The sequence below is a fragment of the Crenothrix polyspora genome (genome assembly GCF_900163755.1).
Taxonomy (GTDB): Bacteria; Pseudomonadota; Gammaproteobacteria; order Methylococcales; family Methylomonadaceae; genus Crenothrix; species Crenothrix polyspora.
In genome coordinates, this window is sequence record NZ_FUKI01000110.1 from 18050 (window position 1) to 39795 (window position 21746).

General features: G+C 42.0%; 21 protein-coding genes. 7 read left to right on the forward strand and 14 right to left on the reverse strand.

From position 1 onward, the window contains the following. Positions 1-177: 177 nt before the first annotated feature. The 5 genes from CRENPOLYSF2_RS08950 to CRENPOLYSF2_RS08970 all read right to left on the reverse strand — a co-directional run bounded on the left by CRENPOLYSF2_RS08950 (position 178) and on the right by CRENPOLYSF2_RS08970 (position 6991). Positions 178-1755 carry a right-handed parallel beta-helix repeat-containing protein gene (locus CRENPOLYSF2_RS08950; RefSeq protein WP_087143611.1) on the reverse strand — a complete coding sequence of 526 codons (1578 nt, stop codon included), beginning with the start codon at positions 1753-1755 and terminating at the stop codon, positions 178-180. 353 nt (positions 1756-2108) lie between these two features. Further along, positions 2109-3086: an RDD family protein gene (locus tag CRENPOLYSF2_RS08955; RefSeq protein ID WP_087143612.1), complete on the reverse strand. Its 978-nt coding sequence runs from the start codon at positions 3084-3086 to the stop codon at positions 2109-2111. Positions 3087-3513: 427 nt separating this feature from the next. Continuing rightward, a complete protein-coding gene (locus CRENPOLYSF2_RS08960) occupies positions 3514-4722 on the reverse strand; it encodes a right-handed parallel beta-helix repeat-containing protein (RefSeq protein ID WP_176371071.1) in 1209 nt (402 codons plus the stop codon). A 114-nt stretch (positions 4723-4836) separates the two neighbouring features. Beyond that, complete coding sequence (locus tag CRENPOLYSF2_RS08965; protein ID WP_087143614.1) at positions 4837-5934, reverse strand: hypothetical protein; 1098 nt, start codon at positions 5932-5934, stop codon at positions 4837-4839. 148 nt (positions 5935-6082) lie between these two features. Next, the gene (locus tag CRENPOLYSF2_RS08970) at positions 6083-6991 is read right to left on the reverse strand and encodes a hypothetical protein (RefSeq protein ID WP_087143615.1); all 909 of its coding nucleotides are present in this window, start codon (positions 6989-6991) and stop codon (positions 6083-6085) included. A gap of 234 nt (positions 6992-7225) precedes the next feature. On the opposite strand from CRENPOLYSF2_RS08970, the gene CRENPOLYSF2_RS08975 reads away from it, so the two are divergent. The 5 genes from CRENPOLYSF2_RS08975 to CRENPOLYSF2_RS09000 all read left to right on the forward strand — a co-directional run bounded on the left by CRENPOLYSF2_RS08975 (position 7226) and on the right by CRENPOLYSF2_RS09000 (position 10227). Continuing rightward, the gene (locus CRENPOLYSF2_RS08975) at positions 7226-7459 is read left to right on the forward strand and encodes an AbrB/MazE/SpoVT family DNA-binding domain-containing protein (RefSeq protein ID WP_087143616.1); all 234 of its coding nucleotides are present in this window, start codon (positions 7226-7228) and stop codon (positions 7457-7459) included. Further along, complete coding sequence (locus CRENPOLYSF2_RS08980) at positions 7446-7763, forward strand: PIN domain-containing protein (protein ID WP_245807957.1); 318 nt, start codon at positions 7446-7448, stop codon at positions 7761-7763. Before CRENPOLYSF2_RS08975 ends, CRENPOLYSF2_RS08980 begins: the two co-directional genes overlap by 14 nt. A 303-nt stretch (positions 7764-8066) precedes the next feature. After that, a complete protein-coding gene (locus tag CRENPOLYSF2_RS08985) occupies positions 8067-8267 on the forward strand; it encodes a hypothetical protein (RefSeq protein ID WP_087143617.1) in 201 nt (66 codons plus the stop codon). A gap of 296 nt (positions 8268-8563) precedes the next feature. Further along, positions 8564-9226: a Crp/Fnr family transcriptional regulator gene (locus CRENPOLYSF2_RS08995; protein WP_087143618.1), complete on the forward strand. Its 663-nt coding sequence runs from the start codon at positions 8564-8566 to the stop codon at positions 9224-9226. 113 nt (positions 9227-9339) lie between these two features. Then, positions 9340-10227, forward strand: coding sequence for a Fic family protein (locus CRENPOLYSF2_RS09000; RefSeq protein WP_176371072.1), 888 nt, complete (start codon positions 9340-9342; stop codon positions 10225-10227). Between the two features lie 49 nt (positions 10228-10276). Here the strand turns inward: CRENPOLYSF2_RS09000 and CRENPOLYSF2_RS09005 are convergent, their stop codons facing one another. From CRENPOLYSF2_RS09005 to msrA, 9 genes are all read right to left on the reverse strand, one after another. Further along, a complete protein-coding gene (locus CRENPOLYSF2_RS09005) occupies positions 10277-12400 on the reverse strand; it encodes an adenylate/guanylate cyclase domain-containing protein (RefSeq protein WP_087143620.1) in 2124 nt (707 codons plus the stop codon). Positions 12401-12406: 6 nt separating this feature from the next. Next, the gene (locus tag CRENPOLYSF2_RS09010; RefSeq protein WP_087143621.1) at positions 12407-13177 is read right to left on the reverse strand and encodes a hypothetical protein; all 771 of its coding nucleotides are present in this window, start codon (positions 13175-13177) and stop codon (positions 12407-12409) included. A 416-nt stretch (positions 13178-13593) separates the two neighbouring features. Further along, positions 13594-15096 carry a dihydrolipoyl dehydrogenase family protein gene (locus CRENPOLYSF2_RS09015; RefSeq protein WP_336469723.1) on the reverse strand — a complete coding sequence of 501 codons (1503 nt, stop codon included), beginning with the start codon at positions 15094-15096 and terminating at the stop codon, positions 13594-13596. Next, the gene (locus CRENPOLYSF2_RS19420; protein WP_336469724.1) at positions 15089-15763 is read right to left on the reverse strand and encodes a TVP38/TMEM64 family protein; all 675 of its coding nucleotides are present in this window, start codon (positions 15761-15763) and stop codon (positions 15089-15091) included. The genes CRENPOLYSF2_RS09015 and CRENPOLYSF2_RS19420 overlap by 8 nt, the downstream gene beginning before the upstream one ends. A gap of 41 nt (positions 15764-15804) precedes the next feature. Further along, positions 15805-16398, reverse strand: a complete 594-nt coding sequence (locus tag CRENPOLYSF2_RS09020) for an OmpA family protein (protein ID WP_176371073.1) — start codon at positions 16396-16398, stop codon at positions 15805-15807. 46 nt (positions 16399-16444) lie between these two features. Continuing rightward, positions 16445-16912 (reverse strand): FecR domain-containing protein, encoded by a 468-nt coding sequence (locus CRENPOLYSF2_RS09025; RefSeq protein ID WP_087143623.1) that lies wholly within the window; start codon positions 16910-16912, stop codon positions 16445-16447. A gap of 78 nt (positions 16913-16990) precedes the next feature. Further along, positions 16991-17539 carry a response regulator transcription factor gene (locus CRENPOLYSF2_RS09030; RefSeq protein WP_087143624.1) on the reverse strand — a complete coding sequence of 183 codons (549 nt, stop codon included), beginning with the start codon at positions 17537-17539 and terminating at the stop codon, positions 16991-16993. Then, positions 17526-18902, reverse strand: a complete 1377-nt coding sequence (locus CRENPOLYSF2_RS09035; RefSeq protein WP_087143625.1) for an ATP-binding protein — start codon at positions 18900-18902, stop codon at positions 17526-17528. The genes CRENPOLYSF2_RS09030 and CRENPOLYSF2_RS09035 overlap by 14 nt, the downstream gene beginning before the upstream one ends. Positions 18903-18953: 51 nt before the next feature. Beyond that, positions 18954-19586: a peptide-methionine (S)-S-oxide reductase MsrA gene (gene msrA, locus CRENPOLYSF2_RS09040; protein ID WP_087143628.1), complete on the reverse strand. Its 633-nt coding sequence runs from the start codon at positions 19584-19586 to the stop codon at positions 18954-18956. A gap of 88 nt (positions 19587-19674) precedes the next feature. Between msrA and hslO the strand changes: the two genes are divergently transcribed. Continuing rightward, positions 19675-20541 (forward strand): Hsp33 family molecular chaperone HslO, encoded by an 867-nt coding sequence (gene hslO, locus CRENPOLYSF2_RS09045; RefSeq protein WP_087143626.1) that lies wholly within the window; start codon positions 19675-19677, stop codon positions 20539-20541. Positions 20542-20545: 4 nt separating this feature from the next. Then, positions 20546-21313, forward strand: coding sequence for a hypothetical protein (locus tag CRENPOLYSF2_RS09050; protein WP_087143627.1), 768 nt, complete (start codon positions 20546-20548; stop codon positions 21311-21313). Positions 21314-21746: the final 433 nt, after the last annotated feature.

Sequence of the window (21746 nt, forward strand, 5' to 3'; positions counted from 1 at the left end):
TTAACGCCCCAAGAAAAATTTGGCCACCCATTTATCTAGGATAGATGAAGATTAATCCGTTCGTGGTGAGCTTGTCAAACTATTTGAAAACTAACCACCCATTCTTTGATAAAGTAAAAGATGAGCGGTTAGTTTTTTTGAGCACCTACATTAGTTAGTTGTTTCTACAATGTAAGCTTATCGAAGTACAATTAAATTTGTCCAATCACCAATACCATTTTTGGCATATTTTTGAGGTGAAAGTGTTGGGTTACGTGGCTTAAGTGCTACGTCGCATTTTCCATCACCATCAAAGTCTTTAATTATTAATGAACCAGGCTTTTCAGTTTTTGTGTTGAGGTAACGCCATTGTTGATTGACGGCAGAACGTGCCCACCAAGTAATGCCTGTAGCCATAAAATCATCTTGGCGTCCATCACCATCAAAATCACACTGAACTAGGTTTTTGGGTTCTGATGGATTAACACCATAAACATTATTTGGAGTTACTAATAAATTTCTATCGCCGTTTTGTTTAATCGCATGCATCTCATCGCCATGAAAAAAAACATTTGCATCAACAGTTACGCTTTCTTTTGGATTGCCGCGTATTTTTATTGCATATCCATTCTCCCAATCCTTAAAACCCAACGTACTTCCCCAACCACCATGATACAAAATAGTATTTTGTTCGATTACCATTTTTCCGCCAGCAGTTCCACAACAATGTTCACCACCGAGCAGCGTACTCTCATCTCCATGCATATCAATTTGGTGAGTTTGCCAACAAGCGGCAAAGATAACAATAGTTTTACCGGCAATCTTTTTTTCCGTACAATGTAAACCACCACTTGATAATACTAGGTTATCACGCAATATGTAGCCTGAAAAATCAATGCCATCGTCACTATGACTCTCGCCCGCAATAGCGTGACGATTTTCGTCAAATACATTTCCTTGAATAAAGGCATAAGCTCCTTTACCTACGCTGACACCATAACCAAAACCGGCATAATGGCGGTTGTGATGAATATAGTTTTGTTTGATCGTAACTCCAGAAGCATTAGCAAATGTCAATCTACCTTGCGGGTAAACATTATTGTTGTCAATAACATTAACAGCTGCACCGCTCCAGTAATAAAGTTCCATATTTGATATTTCAATACCTTTTAACTGCTGATCCATAGCATTGCCAGGTAAGGTTGGATCATTATCTTTAGGTTCAATTTTAATACCCGTTTCTCTGTTATTACCTCCTGCACCAATACCACGATTTGGACCATAAAGTCGGAATCCAGAAATTTTTACATTATTTTCACTGATCAGAAAAAGTGGAACACCTCCTTCGCGTTTATCAGTAACATAAATGCTAGATCCTTTATTGCTAAGGCTTCGCTCACAACCTGCCGCTGCCGTAATGGATTGATTAGAATGAAGCTCAAGATTGATGATGCCTGTGAGATTAATATTTACATTACATAGCTCAACGGACTGAACACCACCTCTGATAGCATTAAGAAATGTTTCCCTCGGATTTGGTGTACTGGCATCTATCCTTGTAGGAACAATAACAAATGGAGGCCAAAAATCTGTACTTACTATTGTAGATGTACCTATAAAAGATTTAATTATTATAGGCTTTACTATGGGTTTGGCTACTACAGGCTTAACTGTAGCATTGCCTGCTTGATTATCCGTTAATGAAATAGCTGCCTTTACGTTTGCGCTACTTGCTATTGCTAACATCATTACTGTGTTGATTATTATTTTACGCATTGTCCTATCCTCAAAGGGTTTGTTAATTTACCGTCAGTTAGTCATTGATGGTAAGCTTCAAATGACGATTACAGTTTATGTAAACGCAGAGGATAAAACTGTGGCCTGGTAACTAAAAAACTGTGACTTAATCACATTTTTTAACTGGCAATACCTTCGCTAATTTCGGATTTAGTCTAAATACGATGAAAATAATATTATTGTTACTTATTAAATCAATAGCTTATAAATTATTAAGGTGCCGTTTTCAACTGACTATATCCGTTCGGCGAAGGCATTTGCATAGTTATGGGTATTTTGAATGAAATATTTTTCAATATCCGTTAATGCGTAACTCCTAGTGTTAATTAATGTTATGGTTTGAACGTGTATTTATATGAAAACCACTTTTTAAAAATACCTATATCATAAGCGTAAATTAACTCTATTAAAGCAATATCCTTTTCCATAGTCTGAGGGTAAGAATTTGCTAAAGTGCCTGCTAATTCACGCGCCAGTGCTTTATTTAAAACTTGGTTTTCCTTTAAAAATATTTGTGCTTTTACAAATGTGGTTACTGTATCGCCTTTTTTTATCGAAGATGAAGTGGTTTTTCCTACCAATACAGACACATGATTTACTAATGGATTTTTCATCAAGGTTTCTTGACTATTTTTTAATCCCACTAATGGTTCTTGCTGAGAAAAATTTGATTTAACTAAGGGTACTATAAGCACTGCAATAAAAAATACACCTACAACAATCAAGTGGGGCTTCCATACATTAGCAATATTTTTCTCTTTGATTCCAACGTTTACAACGTAAGTGCCAAATACTAAGTCATGTAATGATTGCCGAGTAATTCGATTGAATACATAGAGATAAATGATAGAGAAAAATCCACCACAAATAACAGCCCAAATAATAAGAGACAAAACATGTCCCCAGAACGGGGATATATTCTCATTCGAAAATGAAGCGCCATTCAAAAAATAAGGTATACCAAGAATACAATATCGGCCTAATGATCTAATAAGGCTTATAGGGTTATTATCAATATTTACTACCCTCAATTTTAGCGCTTTTTTACCTAGCGTCTGTCCATTGAAAATCGTACTATTCATTACCCCAAAGTAAATTATTGCAACACAGAAACCGATTAAGCGTCCCCAAACACCTATCTTTACAAAATAAGCTTCAAGAAAATAACCTGAACCAAATCCAATCAGGCCAAGGAAAGCCATGTCAATCCAATTTGCAATAATTCTTTGCCAAAAACCGCATATCCATTCTTGTCCTGTCTTTTCAAACTGACCATCACTGTGTTCAGTCCTATTATCTTCTTGATTCATAATTATTACCCTCTAACCTTCATGACTGAAAATATCTGTAGTCTGTTTTGGACTGGGTGGCTACACTAACGAAGTAAAAAAACTCATGGATATATCGTGCATGCATTCCGTTGCACTATTAAAAATTACATGTCACTCCTGTCGGTACATTGATAATAGAGCGAGTTACACCTGAACCAGCTATGTTGCCACCACACGTAGCTGAAGTAAGTGCATGTAAACCATCATCCAGCGATAACCCAACCGTTTGTGACCCAGGTGTAGTGGTATTGGTGAATGTATTACCTTGCAGTATCAGGGAAGTTAGTTTGGCTGCCCCGTTCCCGTTTATACCCAATCCGTATGCCCCAAAGTCACTGATGTTATTGTTAGTCACAGTCGCTAGTACATCAAATCGTATAAAAACAGGATAATAAAAATCTTCAAATCATGAATGAAATGCTGATTGTGTACAGCATAAAGCTAAATTAAAATCCTGTTGACTTCCAATTTGGTGTACTAGCTTAAAAGGATAATTCGCCAGTGTTGCCCGTAAAAGCACGCCAGATCGCTCTATCGAGGGCTTACCTGCCCCCTGTATCGAGTTACCTGTGATAGCCACATCCGATATACCCGCCGCATAAACACCTAAGCCGTTCGCGCCAGCCACTTTAATACGATTGTTTTTGATGATGGTTTTGGTGCTGGCATCCACCGAACTCGTTCCAACGACTTCAACAGCCGTAGGCCATGCCACCTTGTTCTCTAACTGGCTTATCGTGTTATTTGTCACCAAAGCCCCAGAATTAAAACGATAGACTTGAAGCGCTGGCATATCTGACGTGTTAGCAATCACATTATTCCGCACAATAGCATTAACGGTATAAACCACCCTTATTGAGCCATAGACTAAGGAATTGCTGAGTACCAGATTATTGGCCAAAAGTCCTTTCTCACCCAAAGGTCGACCCGCAAACACTATGGCAGCGCCGGTTAGTTTTTGTCCTGCGGCTCCAGCAATAATATAGTCAAACTTTAAGTTACCAACTTTTTGCCCTTTGCCCGGCTCAACATCAATCTGGTCAGCATCGTTATCATAGAATTGGGAGTGGCTAACATTGGCTCCAATAGCGCCAGTAAGTGCTATGCCATCTCGTCCGTTATCGTGGGCACGGACGTATGTGATCGTGGTATTTATTGCGTCCTTATATAAGTAAAAACCGTCTCCGGTAAAGTTGCGGGATCGAACGTGGCGAATAGTCGTATTGGCATGTTGAACAAACACGCCGGCACGGTGTTCATCGGGTGTCTGATTGGCACGGTTGCCATCGAGCACCAAGTGTTCGATCGTCACATTGTCACCAGCGGTATACAGTAACCGCTCAGAACCACCAGCACCATCAGCTTGCACCAATGTAGTCAGGCCGCCACTTACCCCCGTCAATGTTGTGTAGGCAGGAATGTATAAGCTACCACGTATTGAACATGTTCCTGCAGGAAGTTGAACTCGTTCGCCTGCACCGACAGCTATCAATTTACTGATGAGCGGAGTGTCGGTTCGGGCATCTCCTTCACATTGCGCAGGGGTTAATACTTGCGCATAACTAACGATGGGAGCTAAGGTGCCAATTAAAACAAAGGGAATTACTTTATTCATGATGTTATCCTCCAAAATCATTAAGGTAGGTGGAATACCGTCAATAAACGCTTATTGAAGCCACCGAACCTAAGCAAAAACTAAATTTCGAACCTTCCAACGATTGGGTACATCTTAGTTCCAAACTCTGCAGCATCTACCTAATAACTGCCAAGTACCTGCGGCCTCATCATTTCTGAATAGCTGGTATCTCGTTAAGTATTCGTTATCGTTGCATTGCAGGTTATGCCTGTCTAAATACAAGGCTCTTCCACCGCCATCACTGTCAGGAGTAGTGGCAATATCCCTACATTGCAATCCAGCAGATGTTAGCTTTGTGTTTACTACATTAGTAACTTGGAAAATAGCATTTTGATTTTCATTTTTTATTTGAAGTAATGAGCCGTTTATGCTTTTATTCGACTTAACCAATGACGCGTTCACACTTTTGTTAACAGCAGTTCTAATTTGTCCTAAAGCTTGAACAACTGTAGCATGAGCCAGTACGCCGGTACCTGACAGAGGAACTTGGTAAGCCCCGGTACTGGTGTTGAAAACTAATGTTTGTGCATCGGCGAATAAATCGCCTTTACTATCTTTATTCATTTGCCGTTCACAGATAATAGTCAATTTACTGGAAGAATTTATGCCAAGAGTAGTGCTATTGCCAACAGTAACAACCTTGCCGTTTACCTGTGTGTTACATATAGATTTACCCAAGCCCAATTGAGTCAATCCCAGTAATTTAGTAGAATTGCCTGTAGCGGTTGAAAAGGTAACAGCGACACCCTGCATGGTGCTGTCGGGTTGAATTTCAACATTCAAGCCTCGGTTTGCCAAAGCATTACATTGATTCCATGCATCTAATGCACCTTGGTAAATAATACGTGATGTCTCATTGGCTTGATTACTATAAGCACTGCTGTTAAAACCAGATGTACATACGTTTTTTTGCGTTTGAATAATTTCAGCAGAACTTACCGAGCCAGATGCGCCACCTGAAAACAAAGCATAGGATGCTTCAATACTGGCTTTCATCGATTTGCTAATTGAACTGTTTTTGTAATCGGCAGCACAAAAAGTAGTTTTGCCAATAAATTGCCCGTCGCTTGCACTGCTGCTGTTAGTAACGTTATATATGCCAACAGTCAAAAGATCATTACACGATTCAGCCGCATAGCTAACTATAGGCGCTAAAAAGCCAATCAAAACAAGGGGAGTTACTTTATTCATGTCGTTATCCTCCAAAATCATTAAGGTAGGTGGAATACCGTTAATAAACGCATATTGAAGCCACCGAACCTAAGCAGAAACTAAATTTCGAACCTTTCAACGATTGGGTATATCAGTTGAAAGGTTACTGAGTTTTTTCAACAGCTGTTTAGGGCAAATAGGGTAATAGCTCAACTGCTGCCATTCCTTTTGCTACTAAATTTCTTGCATCAGCTAAGCGGTAATTTTTTCCCTTAAAAGTAATGACATCTTCAGCCCAGCACAAATTAACACCTACCAAGCGCTCACAACCCACCACTTCAGAGTTTGTACGGTTATTAACCAATGCTACGGGCTTGTTTAACTGTACAACACTGCCGGGGACGCCACATTTTGTAAATCGCCATTGATACCAGGAAGTGTCAGCCAGTCGGGTACGTGTCGACAAATTAATGCCAAAAGTTTGTTTTTCATACATAGGCCATTCTTTTTCAATAAATAGACCAAAGGGTTCTTCACAAGTAATGGGACGGTTACTAGGATATTGTCGTTTTACTGCCATAAATCCATTTGGAGCATTACTCCATCCTAAATTCACACCAGCACGATCTTGAAAGCGAAGATAAGCATTTTGATCTGTATTGTAAAGATTGTATCTGTATCCTTCTAACACTCCAACGCCACCTCCGGTAATAATCCATCCAGGTTGCGGTGCTCCAATAACAGGCCACAAACTACCTCCTAAATTAAATGCAGGATTAACAATTCCAGTAACGAGTGGTTTATCTGTAGAATTAACTGAGGTATCTCCTGAGTTATTTACAGTAACAATTGGTGTAAATATCATTTGATTAATATTTGTGACAGGCTCAATTTTTTTTGCGGGTAGGCAATTTTTGGGGTCTGGATCTTTATCTGTACCACAATAATACCCTTTGCCATCGATGGTACAGTACCATGTGCCAACGCTAGCAACTTCACAACTTGTCTTTGTTGGTGTCGGTGCGTTATCGGCTGCCGAAACATGAAATGGTATGGCTAATAAAAAGCTAATTGCACTTAATATATTTTTTTTCATTTTAATATCCCCAAAAAATTTATAAGTTAAATGTTTTCTCGTCATTGAGGGTAAACTTCAGATGACGGTTATAATTTATATAAAATTACGGGATAAAACTGTGAGCTGGTAACAAAGAAAATGTGACTTAATCACACTTTTTGTTCCAGTTCGATAGTTTGTAGATACTGGCAATACAAGAAAATATGATATACAATAAATAAATGTATATTATTAAATAATAGAGAATTCATTATGCAAGTCGCAAAATGGGGTAATAGTTTGGCGGTAAGATTGCCTGCCAGTGTTGTCGAGGCTCTCGAACTGAAAGAGGGTGACGATATAGAAATTCATATCGCCAATGATCGGGTTTTCGAAGTGGGGAAAAAACCCAGCCCACAAGAATTGTTAGCCAGATTGCGAAAATATCGCGGCCGCCTGCCTGCCGATTTTAAGTTTGACCGTTTGGAAGCCAATGAAAACCGATAAGGTATTTTTCGATACCAATATTGTGTTGCACCTACTGTCTGAAGATACTCGTAAAGTTGATAGAGCAGAGGCGGTTATTGCCTTGGGTGGTGTGATTAGTGTCCAGGCATTGAATGAATTCTCCTCGGTAGCTTCACGAAAACTGAAAATGACTTACGCCGAAATACGCGATACGTTATCGATAGTCCCCGTGCCGTATGCCAAATACAAGCTGTCACCATCAATATTCATGAACGGGGGTTGGATATTGCCGAGCGATACGGTTATGCCTTTTATGACAGCATGGTCATCAGTGCTGCGTTAGAATCGGGTTGCAGTCTTTTGTATTCGGAAGATATGCAGCATGGCCAAAAAATTGATGTTCAGCTGATGATTTGCAATCCTTTTTTGGGATAAATCATTTGTGTAGCAAAGTAGTAGAATGATGATGAAGATTGGTTTGCTGGTACACAGTTGTAACCACTACGCTGCATAACTACTGAAAAACTACAGCTGCTTATAGTGCCAGCACAAGAGTTTGAGTTCACAAACTGCAACTGGCACTTGATTTACGCCAACCAACCTTATACATTACAACTTGTGAAAAAATGATACTTTGGAGTCATTCATGATGTCTATTCAATCGATTGAACAAGCTATTGAACAATTACCCGCGCACGAGTTAGCTAAATTTCGCCGATGGTTTTCCCAGTTTGATGAAGCTGCTTGGGATGCACAAATTGAAGCGAATGCCTGCGTGGGAAAACTTGATGCAATGGCCGCAGAAGCTTTAGCTGAATACCATAAAGGTACGGCGCGTGAATTTTGAAACACTTCACCTCATCCAAATTCTGGCAACATTTTGAGGCTTTGCCCGTTAATATTCAGCAGCAGGCGCGAGAAAGCTATGCGTTGCTAAAACAAGATCCGTAATATCCATCATTACACTTTAAGCCCGTAAAAAATGGGGCATTTCGTAGCGTCCGTGTCAGTTTTGGGTATCGGGCATTGGGTGTGCCTGTAGATCAAGGTATTCAATAGTTTTGGATTGGCAACCACGATGTATACGACAAACTACTTTCTTGACATTAATGGTCGTAATATTCATAAGCAAAAATTGACTTCATGGACACTATCGAATTTTTAAAAACCACCGAGTTATTCAATTGCCTCGAAGAACAAGAAATTGCGACCATCATTAGCCGCATAAAAACAAAATCAGTACCCAAAAATACCCAGGTGATTATGGTGGGTGATACCTCCAGTACCCTGTACATCATCAAAGAAGGCAGTGTTAGTGTGGTAGCCGGTAATGAAGAAGGCAAGGAGATTATTTTATCGACTCTCCGAACCGGCGATATATTTGGTGAGCTGTCCTTATTTGACGATAAGCCACGATCGGCTGGTATCGTTAGTCTTGAAAACTGTGTGCTATTGGCGCTTTATAAACCGGATTTTTTGGAGTTATTAAATCAAAGCCCCAAAATGGCGCTACAAGTCATTAAATATTTATGCCAAAGAATCCGCTTTACCAATAACATTACCCAAAACCTGGTATTTATGGATGTTTATGAGCGTCTAAAAAACTTTCTTTATGACATGGCCATACCAGGGTTTGATGGCAAGCTGGTAACAACTAAACCGATGTCCCAAATTGAAATTGCCGCTCATATCGGTTCAGGCAGGGAAATAATCAGCCGAATCTTAAAAGAATTAGTAGAAGGCGGTTATATTACAATTGAGAAAAAGATAATCACCCTCCATAAAAAATTGCCGAAAGGTAGGTGAAGTAAACGTAGGATTGCTCGTGTTACCAACAAAGGAATCATTTTGTATTATTTTGCAATTGTTTCTCACTTTTGTTACCTTATTAAAATATTAGGTAACAACGGGTAATGATCATGCAGTACCATAAAATAAGCTATGTAGAAAAACTTGACCAGCTCCAGGACGTGTTAATTTATTCCACAAAGCTATCGGAAACTATTGGTATTTCTAGAAGAACACTTCTCAACTGGCGGCAAAAGCCGGAATCCATCTCTGCCAAATACCGTTTGGATATTGATGTATTGTATTGCCAGCACTTTTTGATCCCTGAATGGGATACTTCTAAACAAAGTTTTGAAGTGATCTTGTTGCCGGATGATATGCCCCACAACGATGCGTTGTTCCTGCCATTTCTGCGCCGCTTAAGCTATGGTACGGTAGAAATTGAAACCGATATGGCAAAAACGGATTTTGATAAGATAATTGATGAACACAAGCTGCCCAAAAATATGGATCGGCAGACTTTTCTCGAAGGCTTTAATGCGTTTATGACCCATAAGCAGCTTTGGCAACGGATTGTGGAACAGGGTGAGTCAATGCCGATCACAGAAGAGCGTATTAAAACCCTACATGCCGATTTTATGCGTGGTGTATACGACAATGCCGGATTTTATTCCACTAAAATTCGTATGATGGGACGGTTGGAAGACATACAAACAACTGAACCAGAAGATATTGCCGAAGAAATGAACCGCTGGATTTATAAAACCGCCAAGGCTGCTACACTGGAAACCATTGCTAAGGCTCATGCCTATTTTATTTTAATCCACCCATTTGGCGATGGTAATGGCCGTGTGGGACGCGCCTTGGTGATGGCGCAATGCCTGAATGCCCGATTAATGCCGCCGGTATTTAATGGTGAGAACCGGGCGATGTATTACGCAACCATGCAACATGCCATGAAACATGGTCGTTATGCACCGTTGATACGGCTTTTTTATGAAGCCGCAAAACAAGCTTGAGGTAGTGTTGTCTTTATCTGAAGGCAATACCACTTTTCTTTCTTTGGGATTATTTAAAATCTAAAACCCAAACACCCTTATGCAATAAATTATTGGCTTGCCATTTTCTTAAGGAATCTTGATCCAACTTAAAAATATCGGGGCAATCTTGTTGGTTTAATCGGCCACGCTCTGCATAAAACAACCAGCTTTCCCATGCTTTAATCATATCGGCCTGAAAGCGCTGGTCATCCGCAAAACCAATCGCATACAGCATTTCTGCCTGCTCCCTGCCTTTAACCCGAAAACAGCCTAAGCGTCGGGTTGGGTAACCTAGGAATGTGGCGGTAGCTAAGAAATCAGCGGTTATGATAATCTCGGTATTAAAATAGCGGGTCAGACTTTCTACCCTCGACGTTAGATTCACCGGATCACCGAGTATGCCAAACTTTCTTACGCCACGTTTGGGGCCTAAATCTCCCATGACGACAGTCCCTGACGACAAGCCAATACCCGCATCAATCACTCGGCTAATGTTGTGTAACACCTTAGCATCAAATTTAGTGTGATAGCGCACGGGCAGGTCGGTAAAAAAACGCTTTTGTAATGCGGAGAGTGCTAACGCGCCTTGCAAGGCATTTTGGTAAGCTTGAGTTTGGTTGCTATTTTTAAAAGGCCAATAATAACAAACCATATCGGCAACATAATTTTCTAACCAGCCACCATAATTATTTTGCAGGATATAAGATGTTTCGTTGAGATAATCATTCATCAACTCAATAAGATAGGTGGGCTCTTTGAGCAGACCCGTTACAGCGGTATAACCGGTTAAGTCACTCATAAGAACGATAACTTGATGACGCTGGTTACAAAAGCGTTCGTTTTCCTTTAAAGACAGCAACAGCGTATGGACTTGCTGGGGCATATACTGCGTCATCAGACGACCTTCCTTAAAGCCAATCAATAAGTGCAGGGCAATGCCTTCCAGTCCACCGACGATAAACGTCAACAGTGTTGCGCCAACTGGCCAAAGTTGAGTAACCGGCGATAAAAAACACAGCGCCGCCATCGTCAGGAATAGCAAAGCGCCTATCACCCACAGCCAATAGTGATGCTTCAAGTAAACGCTGGCATAAACGCCCAAGCAGGCGGCTATCAGCAATACTGCCCATTTAAACCACCGTGAAGGTTCGCGCGGATGATCGTTCATGAGTAAGGTTTCGACGGCATCGGCTAAATATTGAGCGCCCGGCGTTAGCAAATGCGGGCCTAATAATGCCGATGTAAAGGGCGTTATGTGGACATCGGTCGCTTCATGGGGAACAGTCAATTGTAAAATAACCACCCGATTTTTGAGGAATGCGGCAACTTCTAATGCTTCTTTATCATCACAAGAAGCCAGTTTGCTGACCGGAACAATGGGTTGTTTACGGGAAAATTGCGTGCTGTACACAGGACGGCTGAATCGTATCCGTCGGCAAGGCAGATTTTGCTCACAAACGTCTAGGTTGTCATGGGACACGCTATCGGCAACGTGATCGGGAGCAATAAATTTCGCCAAGGTAATGGCGGCGTGTTGCTCGCTTAAATCCATCCAGCGGGCAACAGCGGAATCGTTGCTGATTAAGCGATCCAGAGCCACCAGACCGGTTTTAGGAATAAAGGCTTCGGCATCCACATCGTATAATAGAAAATCTGGAAAAACCTCCTGCCCGGGAAGATAAGGCGCAACCCTAAAAAAAGGAAACACCTCGGCTGACATTTTTAAGGGCGCATTGCCCGCCAGGCTATTACGCAGCTGGCATTGCTTACCCACCGTCAAACAGTTCGGTTCTGACCAGCGAATCGCCCCGTTTTGTTCAATACATTGTGCATAAGGCATAACACCCTCAATGTCCTTAGGGAGGTTAGCATCCAGAAACACACCTTTTGCACCTGCTGCAATCAACTTTTCAGAGGCTCTGGCAAATAAAGGTAAGGCTTGCAGCCGAGTTACTTCTATGGGGATTGCACTATCCAGCACCACGATGGCGGTATGTTGCCATTGTGTTCGTGCCTGAAAAACCACGGCTGCATCATGAATCCAGTAATCAATCGGGTTTCCAAGCCCATAATCGACACTATTTCCTGCCATAAACGCCACAATTACCATTGGTAATAAGCGTTTTTGAGCAATCCAGGGTAACCACTGCATCTAGAATTAAAATGACACAGTCAAACGTGTTTCATGCGTTACAGCTGGAAAATGAATATGTTCGAGTGCCTCTAATGCACAGGCTGCAAAGGGTTTATCAATGAATGATTCGGCTATTGCAGCGTGTGACACTGTCCCCAAGGTGTTTATTGTTAAGCTTAGGGTGATAGACTGATTTGTGTTAAGGAGTTTTCGGCATAGGTTAATACTGGGGGTAACAAAATCAGCCAAGTTAGTTTGTTCACTGGGTGGCTGCGCTTGCAAAGGGTTTTTAAAACCGCGCACAGTTACTGAGGTTTTAGATTGAATAGACCTCATGGTGGTGGGAGAGGCTTTTGGGATAATCGCACACAGTAACATTTCATGCTGATTGTCAGGCTGTTTACAGACCAGTCGATTAGCCAACCAGGACTTGCAATCTGGCAGGCTTAACGATGCAAGCCAAGGGGAATTTGCACGGACTATTTTTAATTTTTGCACGGAGGGGGATTTATTAAAGCAAACAATTTGATAAGCTTCGGTCTGTTGGGGTTTTTCAACCGACTCTAGCCAGACGCGTGTACCGGCTTGCAGTTCTATGACCGATTCTAACGAAAGGTCGGTTGCAACAGGGCATTTGTTATGCGTTATAGCTGCCCCTAAACTGCGATGTGTTTGTAATTGTAAAATACTGCATTCAACGGCTAATCCACGCGTGCTTAACAAAATCAGTACAAAAGTGCAGATTTTTAAAAAATAGTATCTGAAATCAATGAATTTTTTAATATCAAAAAACATAGCTAGCACTCGATCAACAGCATCAAAGTAGGAAGCAGATAGTGCCGGTAAACAGTTTTGTATGGCTTACAGCATTTTCACAGTTCAATAGTTACAGCGTAACCGTTCGCACTGAGCTTGTCGAAGTGTGCCGTTCATGCTTCGACAAGCTCAGCANNACGCCACCACCGTTCGTGCTGAGCCTGTCGAAGCATGAACTTGCTCAAGTTATTTCGTGCGCGCTCCTAAGTTGAAAACGCTGTATGTGGTGATATCTGCTCGTTGGTAATTTTATGTTTTCTGGTTATTAAGCTGGTGCCACACCGGAACACACAAGGCTATAGGATGTGTAGAGATAGGCGGCGCAGCTTCATTCGCATTGTGCGGATAAAACCGTACCTACCTCAATAACGTCTTCAACCGTGTTGTGTCTGTTTTTAACCTCTACACCAGCGATGATAACGCGCCAGCCATACCAGTAATTTTTGTGGTGTATGCTGTCGTTTCCACACACCTGCAACGTGTTTATTGGCTTCCGCCATCGTTGGGTAAATATGAATTGTCGCCAGTATTTTATTCAAGCCTAAATTATATTTCATTGCTAGCACAAATTCCGCGATCAAATCACCGGCATGTTCGCCGACAATAGTTACCCCTAAAATTTTATCTTTTTTGGGCTGAGTTAATACCTTAATAAAACCGTGAGCTTGGCTATCGGTAATCGCTCTATCCAGATCATTCAAAGGATAGAGGCTCAGCTCATAAGCAATGCCTTGCGCTTTTGCTTCTTGTTCATTTAAACCCACGCGTGCGACTTCAGGATCTACAAAGGTTGACCAAGGAATCATCGAATAATCGGTGCGAAATTTTTTGAACGCCCCAAATAACGCATTTACCGCCACATACCACGCTTGATGCGCGGCAGTATGGGTGAATTGATAAGGCCCTGCCACATCGCCACACGCATAGATATTAGGGTAATTGGTTTGCTGAAAGTCATTTATCGCAATGGTTTGCCGTGGCGATAGGGTAATGCCCATTTCTTCTACACCATAGCCTGTTACATTGGCTGTGCGTCCAAGTGCCACTAATACCTGATCGAAGCCAATACGCACTTCTTGGCCTTGATATTCGGCGATTAATAGCTTTTCGCCGTTGCTTGTGCAAAATTGCAGGGCTTTATGTGCCAGTAAAACACTGATGCCTTCTTGTTGAAATTTAGCCAGCACCCGCGCTGAAACATCGGTATCTTCACGACTCATTAACCGAGATGCTATTTCAAGCTGGGTAACATGACAACCTAAGCGGGCAAAGGCTTGCGCGAGTTCACAGCCAATCGGGCCGCCGCCTAATATCAGTAATCGCTTAGGTTTTTCACGCAGTTGCCACACGGTATCAGAGGTAAGATAACCCACAGCGGCCAAACCTGGAATACAGGGTATAAAAGGTTTGGCACCTGCGGCGATAACAATGCTGCGTGTACTAATAATACGTGTGCTAGCAGCGCTTGATATTTCCACTTGCCACGGGGATATGATTTTGGCTGTGCCGGTAATAACGTCCACACCCAGCGCGGTATAACGTTCGATAGAGTCGTGAGGTGCTATTGTTTGAACAATGTTGTGCACGCGGGTCATGACATCGGCAAAATCAAAATCAACGCTGGCGGTTTTCATACCAAATTCACTGGCACGACTGAGCTGAGATAAAAATTTGGCTGAACGAATTAGGGCTTTAGAGGGTACGCAACCGGTGTTTAAGCAATCACCACCCATTAAATGCTTTTCAACCAAGGTGACTTTGGCTTGCACTGCGGCGGCAATATAAGCCGTAACCAATCCTCCAGAACCTGCACCAATCACCAGCAGATTGGTGTCAAATTTTTTAGGTTTACGCCATTTGGTATCGTGGTTGACAGCCGTTACCACTGTGTCAGTCATGGGGAAAATACTCGACAATTTTTTTGGCAAGCAAAGGAAATATACCTAATAAAGCAAATGCCCCTACTAAAGCAGGCGACAAAATGTCAGACAAGGTGCGGATGGTAGCCAATTGAGTACCTGCATTAACATATACCAGTGTACCTGCTAGCATACCTAGCTGACTTACTGCGTAAAACGTGCGTGTTTTAAGTACTGTTAATCCCATCAATAAATTGATTATAAAAAACGGAAATAACGGCACCAAGCGTAAGGTGAATAAATAAAATCCACCATCACGGCTAATGCCTGCATTTATGTCTTTAAGATACTCACCAAATTTGGCCTGAATAGTCTCTTTAAACAAAAATCGCGCGGCTAAAAAAGCCAATGTTGCACCCATACTGGAAGCAAACGAGACGATTATTGTGCCCCAGAATAAACCAAATAACGCACCGCCTGCTAAAGTTAAAAGTGTTGCGCCAGGTAGCGACAATCCTGTGATAGCAATATATATTAGCCCATAAAGCATAAGGGCTAAAAAAGGCTGTTGATCACGATACGCAGCAATGCGAGTCTGCTGGGTTTTGAGGGTTTCTAAGCTGAGATACTGTTGAATATCGAAGTAAAAAAAGCCCGTTATCGCACAGGCAATAATAACCAGTAATAGTATGCGAGGTGTATTCATGTTAATACTCCAATAGCCAGCAGTGTTGTCGGTTGTTTTGATTAACGCACCTCTATTTCCACGCGCCGATTTTTGGGTTCCGCCACCTCATCCGCAGTCGCCACAACAGGGTCATTTTCGCCGTAATAACGCACATCCAAACAGTTGCCAGCAAGGCCTATGCTTTTTAATATATTGGCAACAGACTCCGCACGCGCTAAAGAAATTCCTTTATTAGTATTGTTATCTCCGACGCGATCACTGTGACCGATGATGCTGGTATCACATGATTTTCGCTCTTCTATTGATTTAAAAATTTTGATTAACAGCGGTTTAGATTCTGGCAATAATTCTGCCGAGCCGAATTGAAAATAAATGGAATAATGTAACGGTGGCGCAGGTTCGTTAGCCAGTACCGTACCAAACATGTTTTGAATCTTGGTGCTATCCAAAACTTTAACTTGTGTGGGTATTTTGTCAGCTTTACCGGCAAAGGTACTTGCCCCAGATTGACTGAGTACTTGCTGCCCTGCTTTGGTTGTAACAGATACTTTGCCTACTTTACCGGTAGCATCGGGCACTAAAACCACGGTTGTACCGCTACAGCCCGCCAACAGTAATCCAACAATCGCAAAAAAAATTGTGCAGTTTTTCATGACATCACCTGACATTCTTACAGAATGTTTTAAAAGTTAGAGAGCTTTATTTTACTTCGATCAGAACTTTAGTACCGTGTAATCCTAACGTTGATGTTGGCGTAATAAACTTGACTGATTCAGGTGAAATCCTGCCGATTGCACCTGAGGTAAATGCAACCGTGCCTTTAGATACTTTCGAGGTAAATGATACGTTGCGCTCAGCGGGTTTAAACAGAAAATCAACAATCTCAAAACGTGTTTCAGAACCTAATGACAACACCGAACCATCCATAAAAATAATACCCACAGCGGCATCTGTCTGGGTAATAACGGTATCACCGGGATACAGTTTTGCGCCAATATTAACGGGTATTTCCTTGCCAGCATGCAGGACAGCCGCTAACGGTTGATAGGTTTTTATCATACCAATGTAGTTTTCATCAGCCAGCGCAGGCTGATGAAGTACGGCAGTAAGCCCCAAAATAATGACAATTTTTAGTTTTTTAACAAAACACGGAAGCATTTTAATCATTTTAATTACACCTTAAAATTTTAAACGTTAGTTAAGCGGCAGCCAAAAATAGCAGCTACTTCAGCCGTTACCTTAAACTTACTCTTTTACAGGTCTTTTATCCAGTTTTCGTTGCAATGTACGCCGGTGCATATTTAACGCTCTGGCGGTTGCCGCGATATTGCCGTCGTTTTGCATTAACACTTTTTGCAAGTGCTCCCACTCCACGCGCTTTATTGATAATGGATGGCTATTGAGCAACACCGAAGAATCGCCGACATTTTTATACAGTGCATCAATAATTTCTTGAGTATTGGCAGGTTTGGTTAAATAATGCGTTGCCCCCAGTTTTATTGACTCCACTGCTGTTGCTATACTGGCAAAACCGGTTAGCACCACACACACGGTTTTATCATCCAGCGAGATCAGTTTTTTTACTAATTCCAAGCCGGACTCATGGCCTATGCGTAAATCAATGACGGCGTATTCGGGTAAGTTTTGTTCGGCCAGCAGCATACCGGCTTTAACATCGTTAGCAACTAATACTTCGTAATGCCGTTTTTCTAAGGCATTTTTTAACACCTTGCAAAATGTCTCATCATCATCCACCAGCAATAGCCGAGGTTTGTCTAATTCATGCTCTGTCATCATCCTCTGCCTCGGCTTCTAAAAGCGGCAAGGTGATTTCTACACACGCGCCACCTGAATCCATATTGGTAAAATTAATTTGCCCGCCCAATCGTTTGATTGTCGAATAGGTTAAAAAAATGCCCACACCCAAGCCACGCTTGCGGCTTACTACCGGATTTTTGCCTGCAAACTCAAGCAATTCAGCGGGCATACCTGGGCCAAAATCACGGATTTTAAGGTGCATATATTGTCTGTCCCAACGCGCATGAAATTCTACACCCAGCTCAGCTTGCGTTGCCTCAGCGGCATTGTTTAGCACATTAATGATAGCATGGGTTAAAGTGCGTTCAGCAATAATGCTGGCTTCGGTGTCTATCTCAGGATCAATAAACAGACACAGTTTAGCGCCTGCTTTATGGGTACGCCATTGCTCCAGCACGCCGTCAATATAGTCTATTACCGACATTACCCGCCCCGACTCAGCCCGCATTTCTCCCGCTGAGGCAGACATTAATGACAGTGCTTTTTTACAGCGCTCAATTTGTTGTTGCACAATAATAACTTTCTCATGCAATTCAGGAAAACGATGGCTTGGGAAGTCTTGTTCTAGCTCATGTGCAACAATGGCTATTGTTCCTAACGGTGTGCCCATATCGTGCGCAGCACTGGCCGCTAAAGTACCTAAGGCGACTACGCGCTCATCTCGTAAAGCATTTTCTCGTGCTTCGGCCAAGCTTCTTTCCTGGTTTTTAAGGGTTTTGGCTAACTCAACCACAAAAAACGCCACTAATCCGGCACTGAATACAAAGCCTGACCACATGCCGAACATGTGTAGATTAAAATATTCGTGATCGCGCATTTCGTGGGTCAGTTGCAATGCCACAAAATGCTCCATATCGGGGTGTAACATGGCAGGATTAATCATGTGCGGCTCTATTGAAGGCAGCGGCACATTAAATGCAATCAGCATGGTGTACATGGAAGAAGTTAAAATGACCATATACCAAGCAAACGCTTGTGGCAACATAATCGCGGTAATAATCAGCGGCAACAAAAACACCCAGGTAATTGGGTTTGAAGCGCCGCCGGTCAAATACAGCAAAGAGGTAATCGCAAACACATCAATGGAAATATGCGAAAAAATTTCTATATCAGTGACGGGTTTTTCCGACTGAATACGCATGGAGGTATAGACGTTAACCACAATAATCGACACCATCACCAGCCATAATTGTTGTTCGGGGATGCGAATATTAAGGCCGTAAATACACAAAATAATTAAAATACCTTCGCTGAGTATCATGAGATTTCTCAGGATAAACAACCATCTTAAATTTTTGCGGACGACATCTTCTGAATGGTTTGACGTGTGTGAAAGCATAAGATTATCGGTAATTGTTTAAAAAATAGTGCAATTTAAGGGCAGGCTTAATTAATCGCACGTAACCCCCAATCCACCCAAGCCACAATAACCTTGCGGGTTTTTAGCCAAATATTGTTGATGGTGATCTTCCGCATAATAAAACTGACTGGCGGGCATAATTTCGGTGGTGATTTCGCCAAATCCAGATTTTATCAAGCGTTGCTGGTATTGCGCTTTTGAACTGAGCGCAGCATCGTATTGTTGTTGATTGTAGGTATAAATGCCTGAGCGGTATTGAGTACCGACATCGTTGCCTTGTTGCATACCTTGTGTGGGGTTGTGTGCTTGCCAAAACAGTGTCAGTAATGCGTGATAGCTAATTAAATGTGGATCGTAATTTACCAGCACGACTTCGTTATGGCCGGTTAGCCCCGTACACAGTTCATCATAGGTTGGATTGGGCGTAAACCCTGCGCTATAGCCAACGGCTGTACTGAACACGTTTGGGTGTTGCCAAAATTTTCGCTCAGCGCCCCAAAAACAGCCTAAACCGAATATTGCCTGTTGAATGCCCTCAGGCAAAGGCGATGCTATGGGATTGCCATTAACAAAATGCCGATTGGTGATGTGCATTGGCGTATCTCTGCCTGGTAATGCACGGTTATATGTCGGCATCGTGGTCTTTTTTGTTGAAAAAATCATATTTTTTAGCGCCATTCACACTGTGTTAAGCTAAAGGTTACTATGATTTCCCTGTAAATCAAAGCGTGAAACTTTTCAACGGAGCACCATGACACAAGTAGATTTATTACACCGGTTTTTATTAGAAGACCGAGGCATTCGCGGCGAATGGATTCAACTGACGGATAGCTGGCAAGCCATTAAAAACAATCACCCAGCGCCTGCGCCTGCGCAGCAGCAACTTGGCCACGCCTTAGCCGCTGTTGCTATGTTATCAGCCACTATTAAATTTGAAGGTTCATTAATTTTACAAGCCCAAGGGGATGGCGCGATTAGAACATTGGTTGCTCAAGCGACACATGATCGAAAAATCAGAGGTTTGATAAGAAATACCGATACTGTTCCCAGTGGTTCTTTACAAGCCATGTTTGGACAAGGCAATCTTGCGCTGACTATAAAACCCAACCATGCTGACCCGTATCAAGGCATTATTGCGTTGCAGGGCAATAATCTGGCAACTGCTTTGGAGAGTTATTTCAGCCAATCTGAACAACTTAAAACCAGGTTGTGGTTGTTTGCTAATGACAGTCACGCGGTTGGCTTCTTGTTACAGGAATTGCCTGGCAACACAGATTCTAGCAATTGGGAACATATTGAGATACTTGCTAATACCCTTAAAGAACACGAATTATTGACACTGGATTGTCAGGAAATTCTGCATCGCTTGTTTCATGAAGAAAATTTGCGGCTATTTGATGGTGAAGCGGTCAGTTTTGAGTGTGTTTGTTCCAGAGCCAGAATTGAATCAACACTGAAAAGTTTAGGCAACGATGAGTTGCAAGATATTTTGCGTGAGCGTGGCAGTATTGAAGTGGGCTGTGAGTTTTGCAACACCCAGCATCAATTTGATCCGATAGATATAGCACGACTTTTCACAGCGCAGGATTTTGTAAACTCCTCTACAACAAGGCATTAGCACTATGAAAACACGATTTTTTATTCATCGCAGTCTACGCATTGTTTGCTTATTAGCGGTTGTATGTTCTTTGTCTGCCTGTGTTTATTGGATGCGTGCTTATCAGGTTTATTTACAAATGAGCGAGTTTGACCGTTATTTCGATGTTGCAGTCAGCGATGAATTTAGCTTAAATTTTAAAGAGCCGATCATGCTCAGTGAAGATTTTGTGGCTTTATCTAAGCTACGCGCCAGTGAAGAAACTGTGATTGCCGACGGTAAGAAATGGCGCTATTGGTTTCGTAAAGTAAACGGCTATCGCAAAGTCATTACACCGGAAGTAAAATTTTACTCTGAACTTGGTTTCAACAAAGAAAATAAGCTGACGCGCTGGGCATTTTCGTCGTTATTTTTGCAGATTGCACCACCAAAATTTTTAGAAGCGTCTTTGCGTTCACTGGGCGGTGCGGATATTAATAAAGCGGAAATGCAATTGCAAGGCAATACCGCCGCAGTAGAAAAAATTGCTGCCGATCTGCCTAAAAGAGATGCTGTGGTTGCGCAATTGGGCAAGCCTTTTCAAGTTATACCAGACAAAGGTCAGGAAATTTATGTCTATCTCTTTTTATTGGACAGTCCGCATATTGAAAAAGGCTACGAAGAGCGTGCGTTAAGTGAAGTTAAATTATCGTTCGACAAAAAGACTCAGGAGTTGGTACGAATGGCAGGGCGTTTTGCAGGACTTAAAATATCGATTAATTACCGTAAATTTTTGGATGAGCCTGCTAAATAACGCATTGCTTAGTGCATTAAGCTGTATAAGAGCTCGTAAGGTGGTTTTGCGTCAGCAAGCCGCCAGTCAACGCTCAATGCCAATGTTCAGTAGACGTATTGTGGCGGATTGCCTAACAGCGAATCCACCCTGCAATTTTGGTTACAAAGACCTACGAGGTTTTTAAAGCCTCGTAGATATCACGCTGGTCAAAAATATACTCGGCATCTCAAAATTGATTGAGTACTCGTACTTAGTCATTTTTACTTTGTTGAGTACTGTAAAATACCCCGTTCGTCCTGAGCTTGTCGAAGGACTTGTGGTTCATGGTTCGACAAGCTCACCACGAACGGTTTTTTAAAATTCACACTCGCCAAAATAAAATTGACTGAGTACTAGTACTCAGTCACTCTTTAAATGTCGAATAACAGCCCCCATAAACAAGTTTCACGTA

Excerpts from the sequence above, each read along its gene's own strand:
- CRENPOLYSF2_RS08950 (WP_087143611.1), bottom strand. The coding sequence starts at position 1,755 with ATGCGTAAAATAATAATCAACACAGTAATGATGTTAGCAATAGCAAGT.
- CRENPOLYSF2_RS08955 (WP_087143612.1), bottom strand. The coding sequence starts at position 3,086 with ATGAATCAAGAAGATAATAGGACTGAACACAGTGATGGTCAGTTTGAA.
- CRENPOLYSF2_RS08960 (WP_176371071.1), bottom strand. The coding sequence starts at position 4,722 with ATGAATAAAGTAATTCCCTTTGTTTTAATTGGCACCTTAGCTCCCATC.
- CRENPOLYSF2_RS08965 (WP_087143614.1), bottom strand. The coding sequence starts at position 5,934 with ATGAATAAAGTAACTCCCCTTGTTTTGATTGGCTTTTTAGCGCCTATA.
- CRENPOLYSF2_RS08970 (WP_087143615.1), bottom strand. The coding sequence starts at position 6,991 with ATGAAAAAAAATATATTAAGTGCAATTAGCTTTTTATTAGCCATACCA.
- CRENPOLYSF2_RS08975 (WP_087143616.1), top strand. The coding sequence starts at position 7,226 with ATGCAAGTCGCAAAATGGGGTAATAGTTTGGCGGTAAGATTGCCTGCC.
- CRENPOLYSF2_RS08980 (WP_245807957.1), top strand. The coding sequence starts at position 7,446 with ATGAAAACCGATAAGGTATTTTTCGATACCAATATTGTGTTGCACCTA.
- CRENPOLYSF2_RS08985 (WP_087143617.1), top strand. The coding sequence starts at position 8,067 with ATGATGTCTATTCAATCGATTGAACAAGCTATTGAACAATTACCCGCG.
- CRENPOLYSF2_RS08995 (WP_087143618.1), top strand. The coding sequence starts at position 8,564 with ATGGACACTATCGAATTTTTAAAAACCACCGAGTTATTCAATTGCCTC.
- CRENPOLYSF2_RS09000 (WP_176371072.1), top strand. The coding sequence starts at position 9,340 with ATGCAGTACCATAAAATAAGCTATGTAGAAAAACTTGACCAGCTCCAG.
- CRENPOLYSF2_RS09005 (WP_087143620.1), bottom strand. The coding sequence starts at position 12,400 with ATGCAGTGGTTACCCTGGATTGCTCAAAAACGCTTATTACCAATGGTA.
- CRENPOLYSF2_RS09010 (WP_087143621.1), bottom strand. The coding sequence starts at position 13,177 with ATGTTTTTTGATATTAAAAAATTCATTGATTTCAGATACTATTTTTTA.
- CRENPOLYSF2_RS09015 (WP_336469723.1), bottom strand. The coding sequence starts at position 15,096 with ATGACTGACACAGTGGTAACGGCTGTCAACCACGATACCAAATGGCGT.
- CRENPOLYSF2_RS19420 (WP_336469724.1), bottom strand. The coding sequence starts at position 15,763 with ATGAATACACCTCGCATACTATTACTGGTTATTATTGCCTGTGCGATA.
- CRENPOLYSF2_RS09020 (WP_176371073.1), bottom strand. The coding sequence starts at position 16,398 with ATGAAAAACTGCACAATTTTTTTTGCGATTGTTGGATTACTGTTGGCG.
- CRENPOLYSF2_RS09025 (WP_087143623.1), bottom strand. The coding sequence starts at position 16,912 with ATGATTAAAATGCTTCCGTGTTTTGTTAAAAAACTAAAAATTGTCATT.
- CRENPOLYSF2_RS09030 (WP_087143624.1), bottom strand. The coding sequence starts at position 17,539 with ATGACAGAGCATGAATTAGACAAACCTCGGCTATTGCTGGTGGATGAT.
- CRENPOLYSF2_RS09035 (WP_087143625.1), bottom strand. The coding sequence starts at position 18,902 with ATGCTTTCACACACGTCAAACCATTCAGAAGATGTCGTCCGCAAAAAT.
- msrA (WP_087143628.1), bottom strand. The coding sequence starts at position 19,586 with ATGATTTTTTCAACAAAAAAGACCACGATGCCGACATATAACCGTGCA.
- hslO (WP_087143626.1), top strand. The coding sequence starts at position 19,675 with ATGACACAAGTAGATTTATTACACCGGTTTTTATTAGAAGACCGAGGC.
- CRENPOLYSF2_RS09050 (WP_087143627.1), top strand. The coding sequence starts at position 20,546 with ATGAAAACACGATTTTTTATTCATCGCAGTCTACGCATTGTTTGCTTA.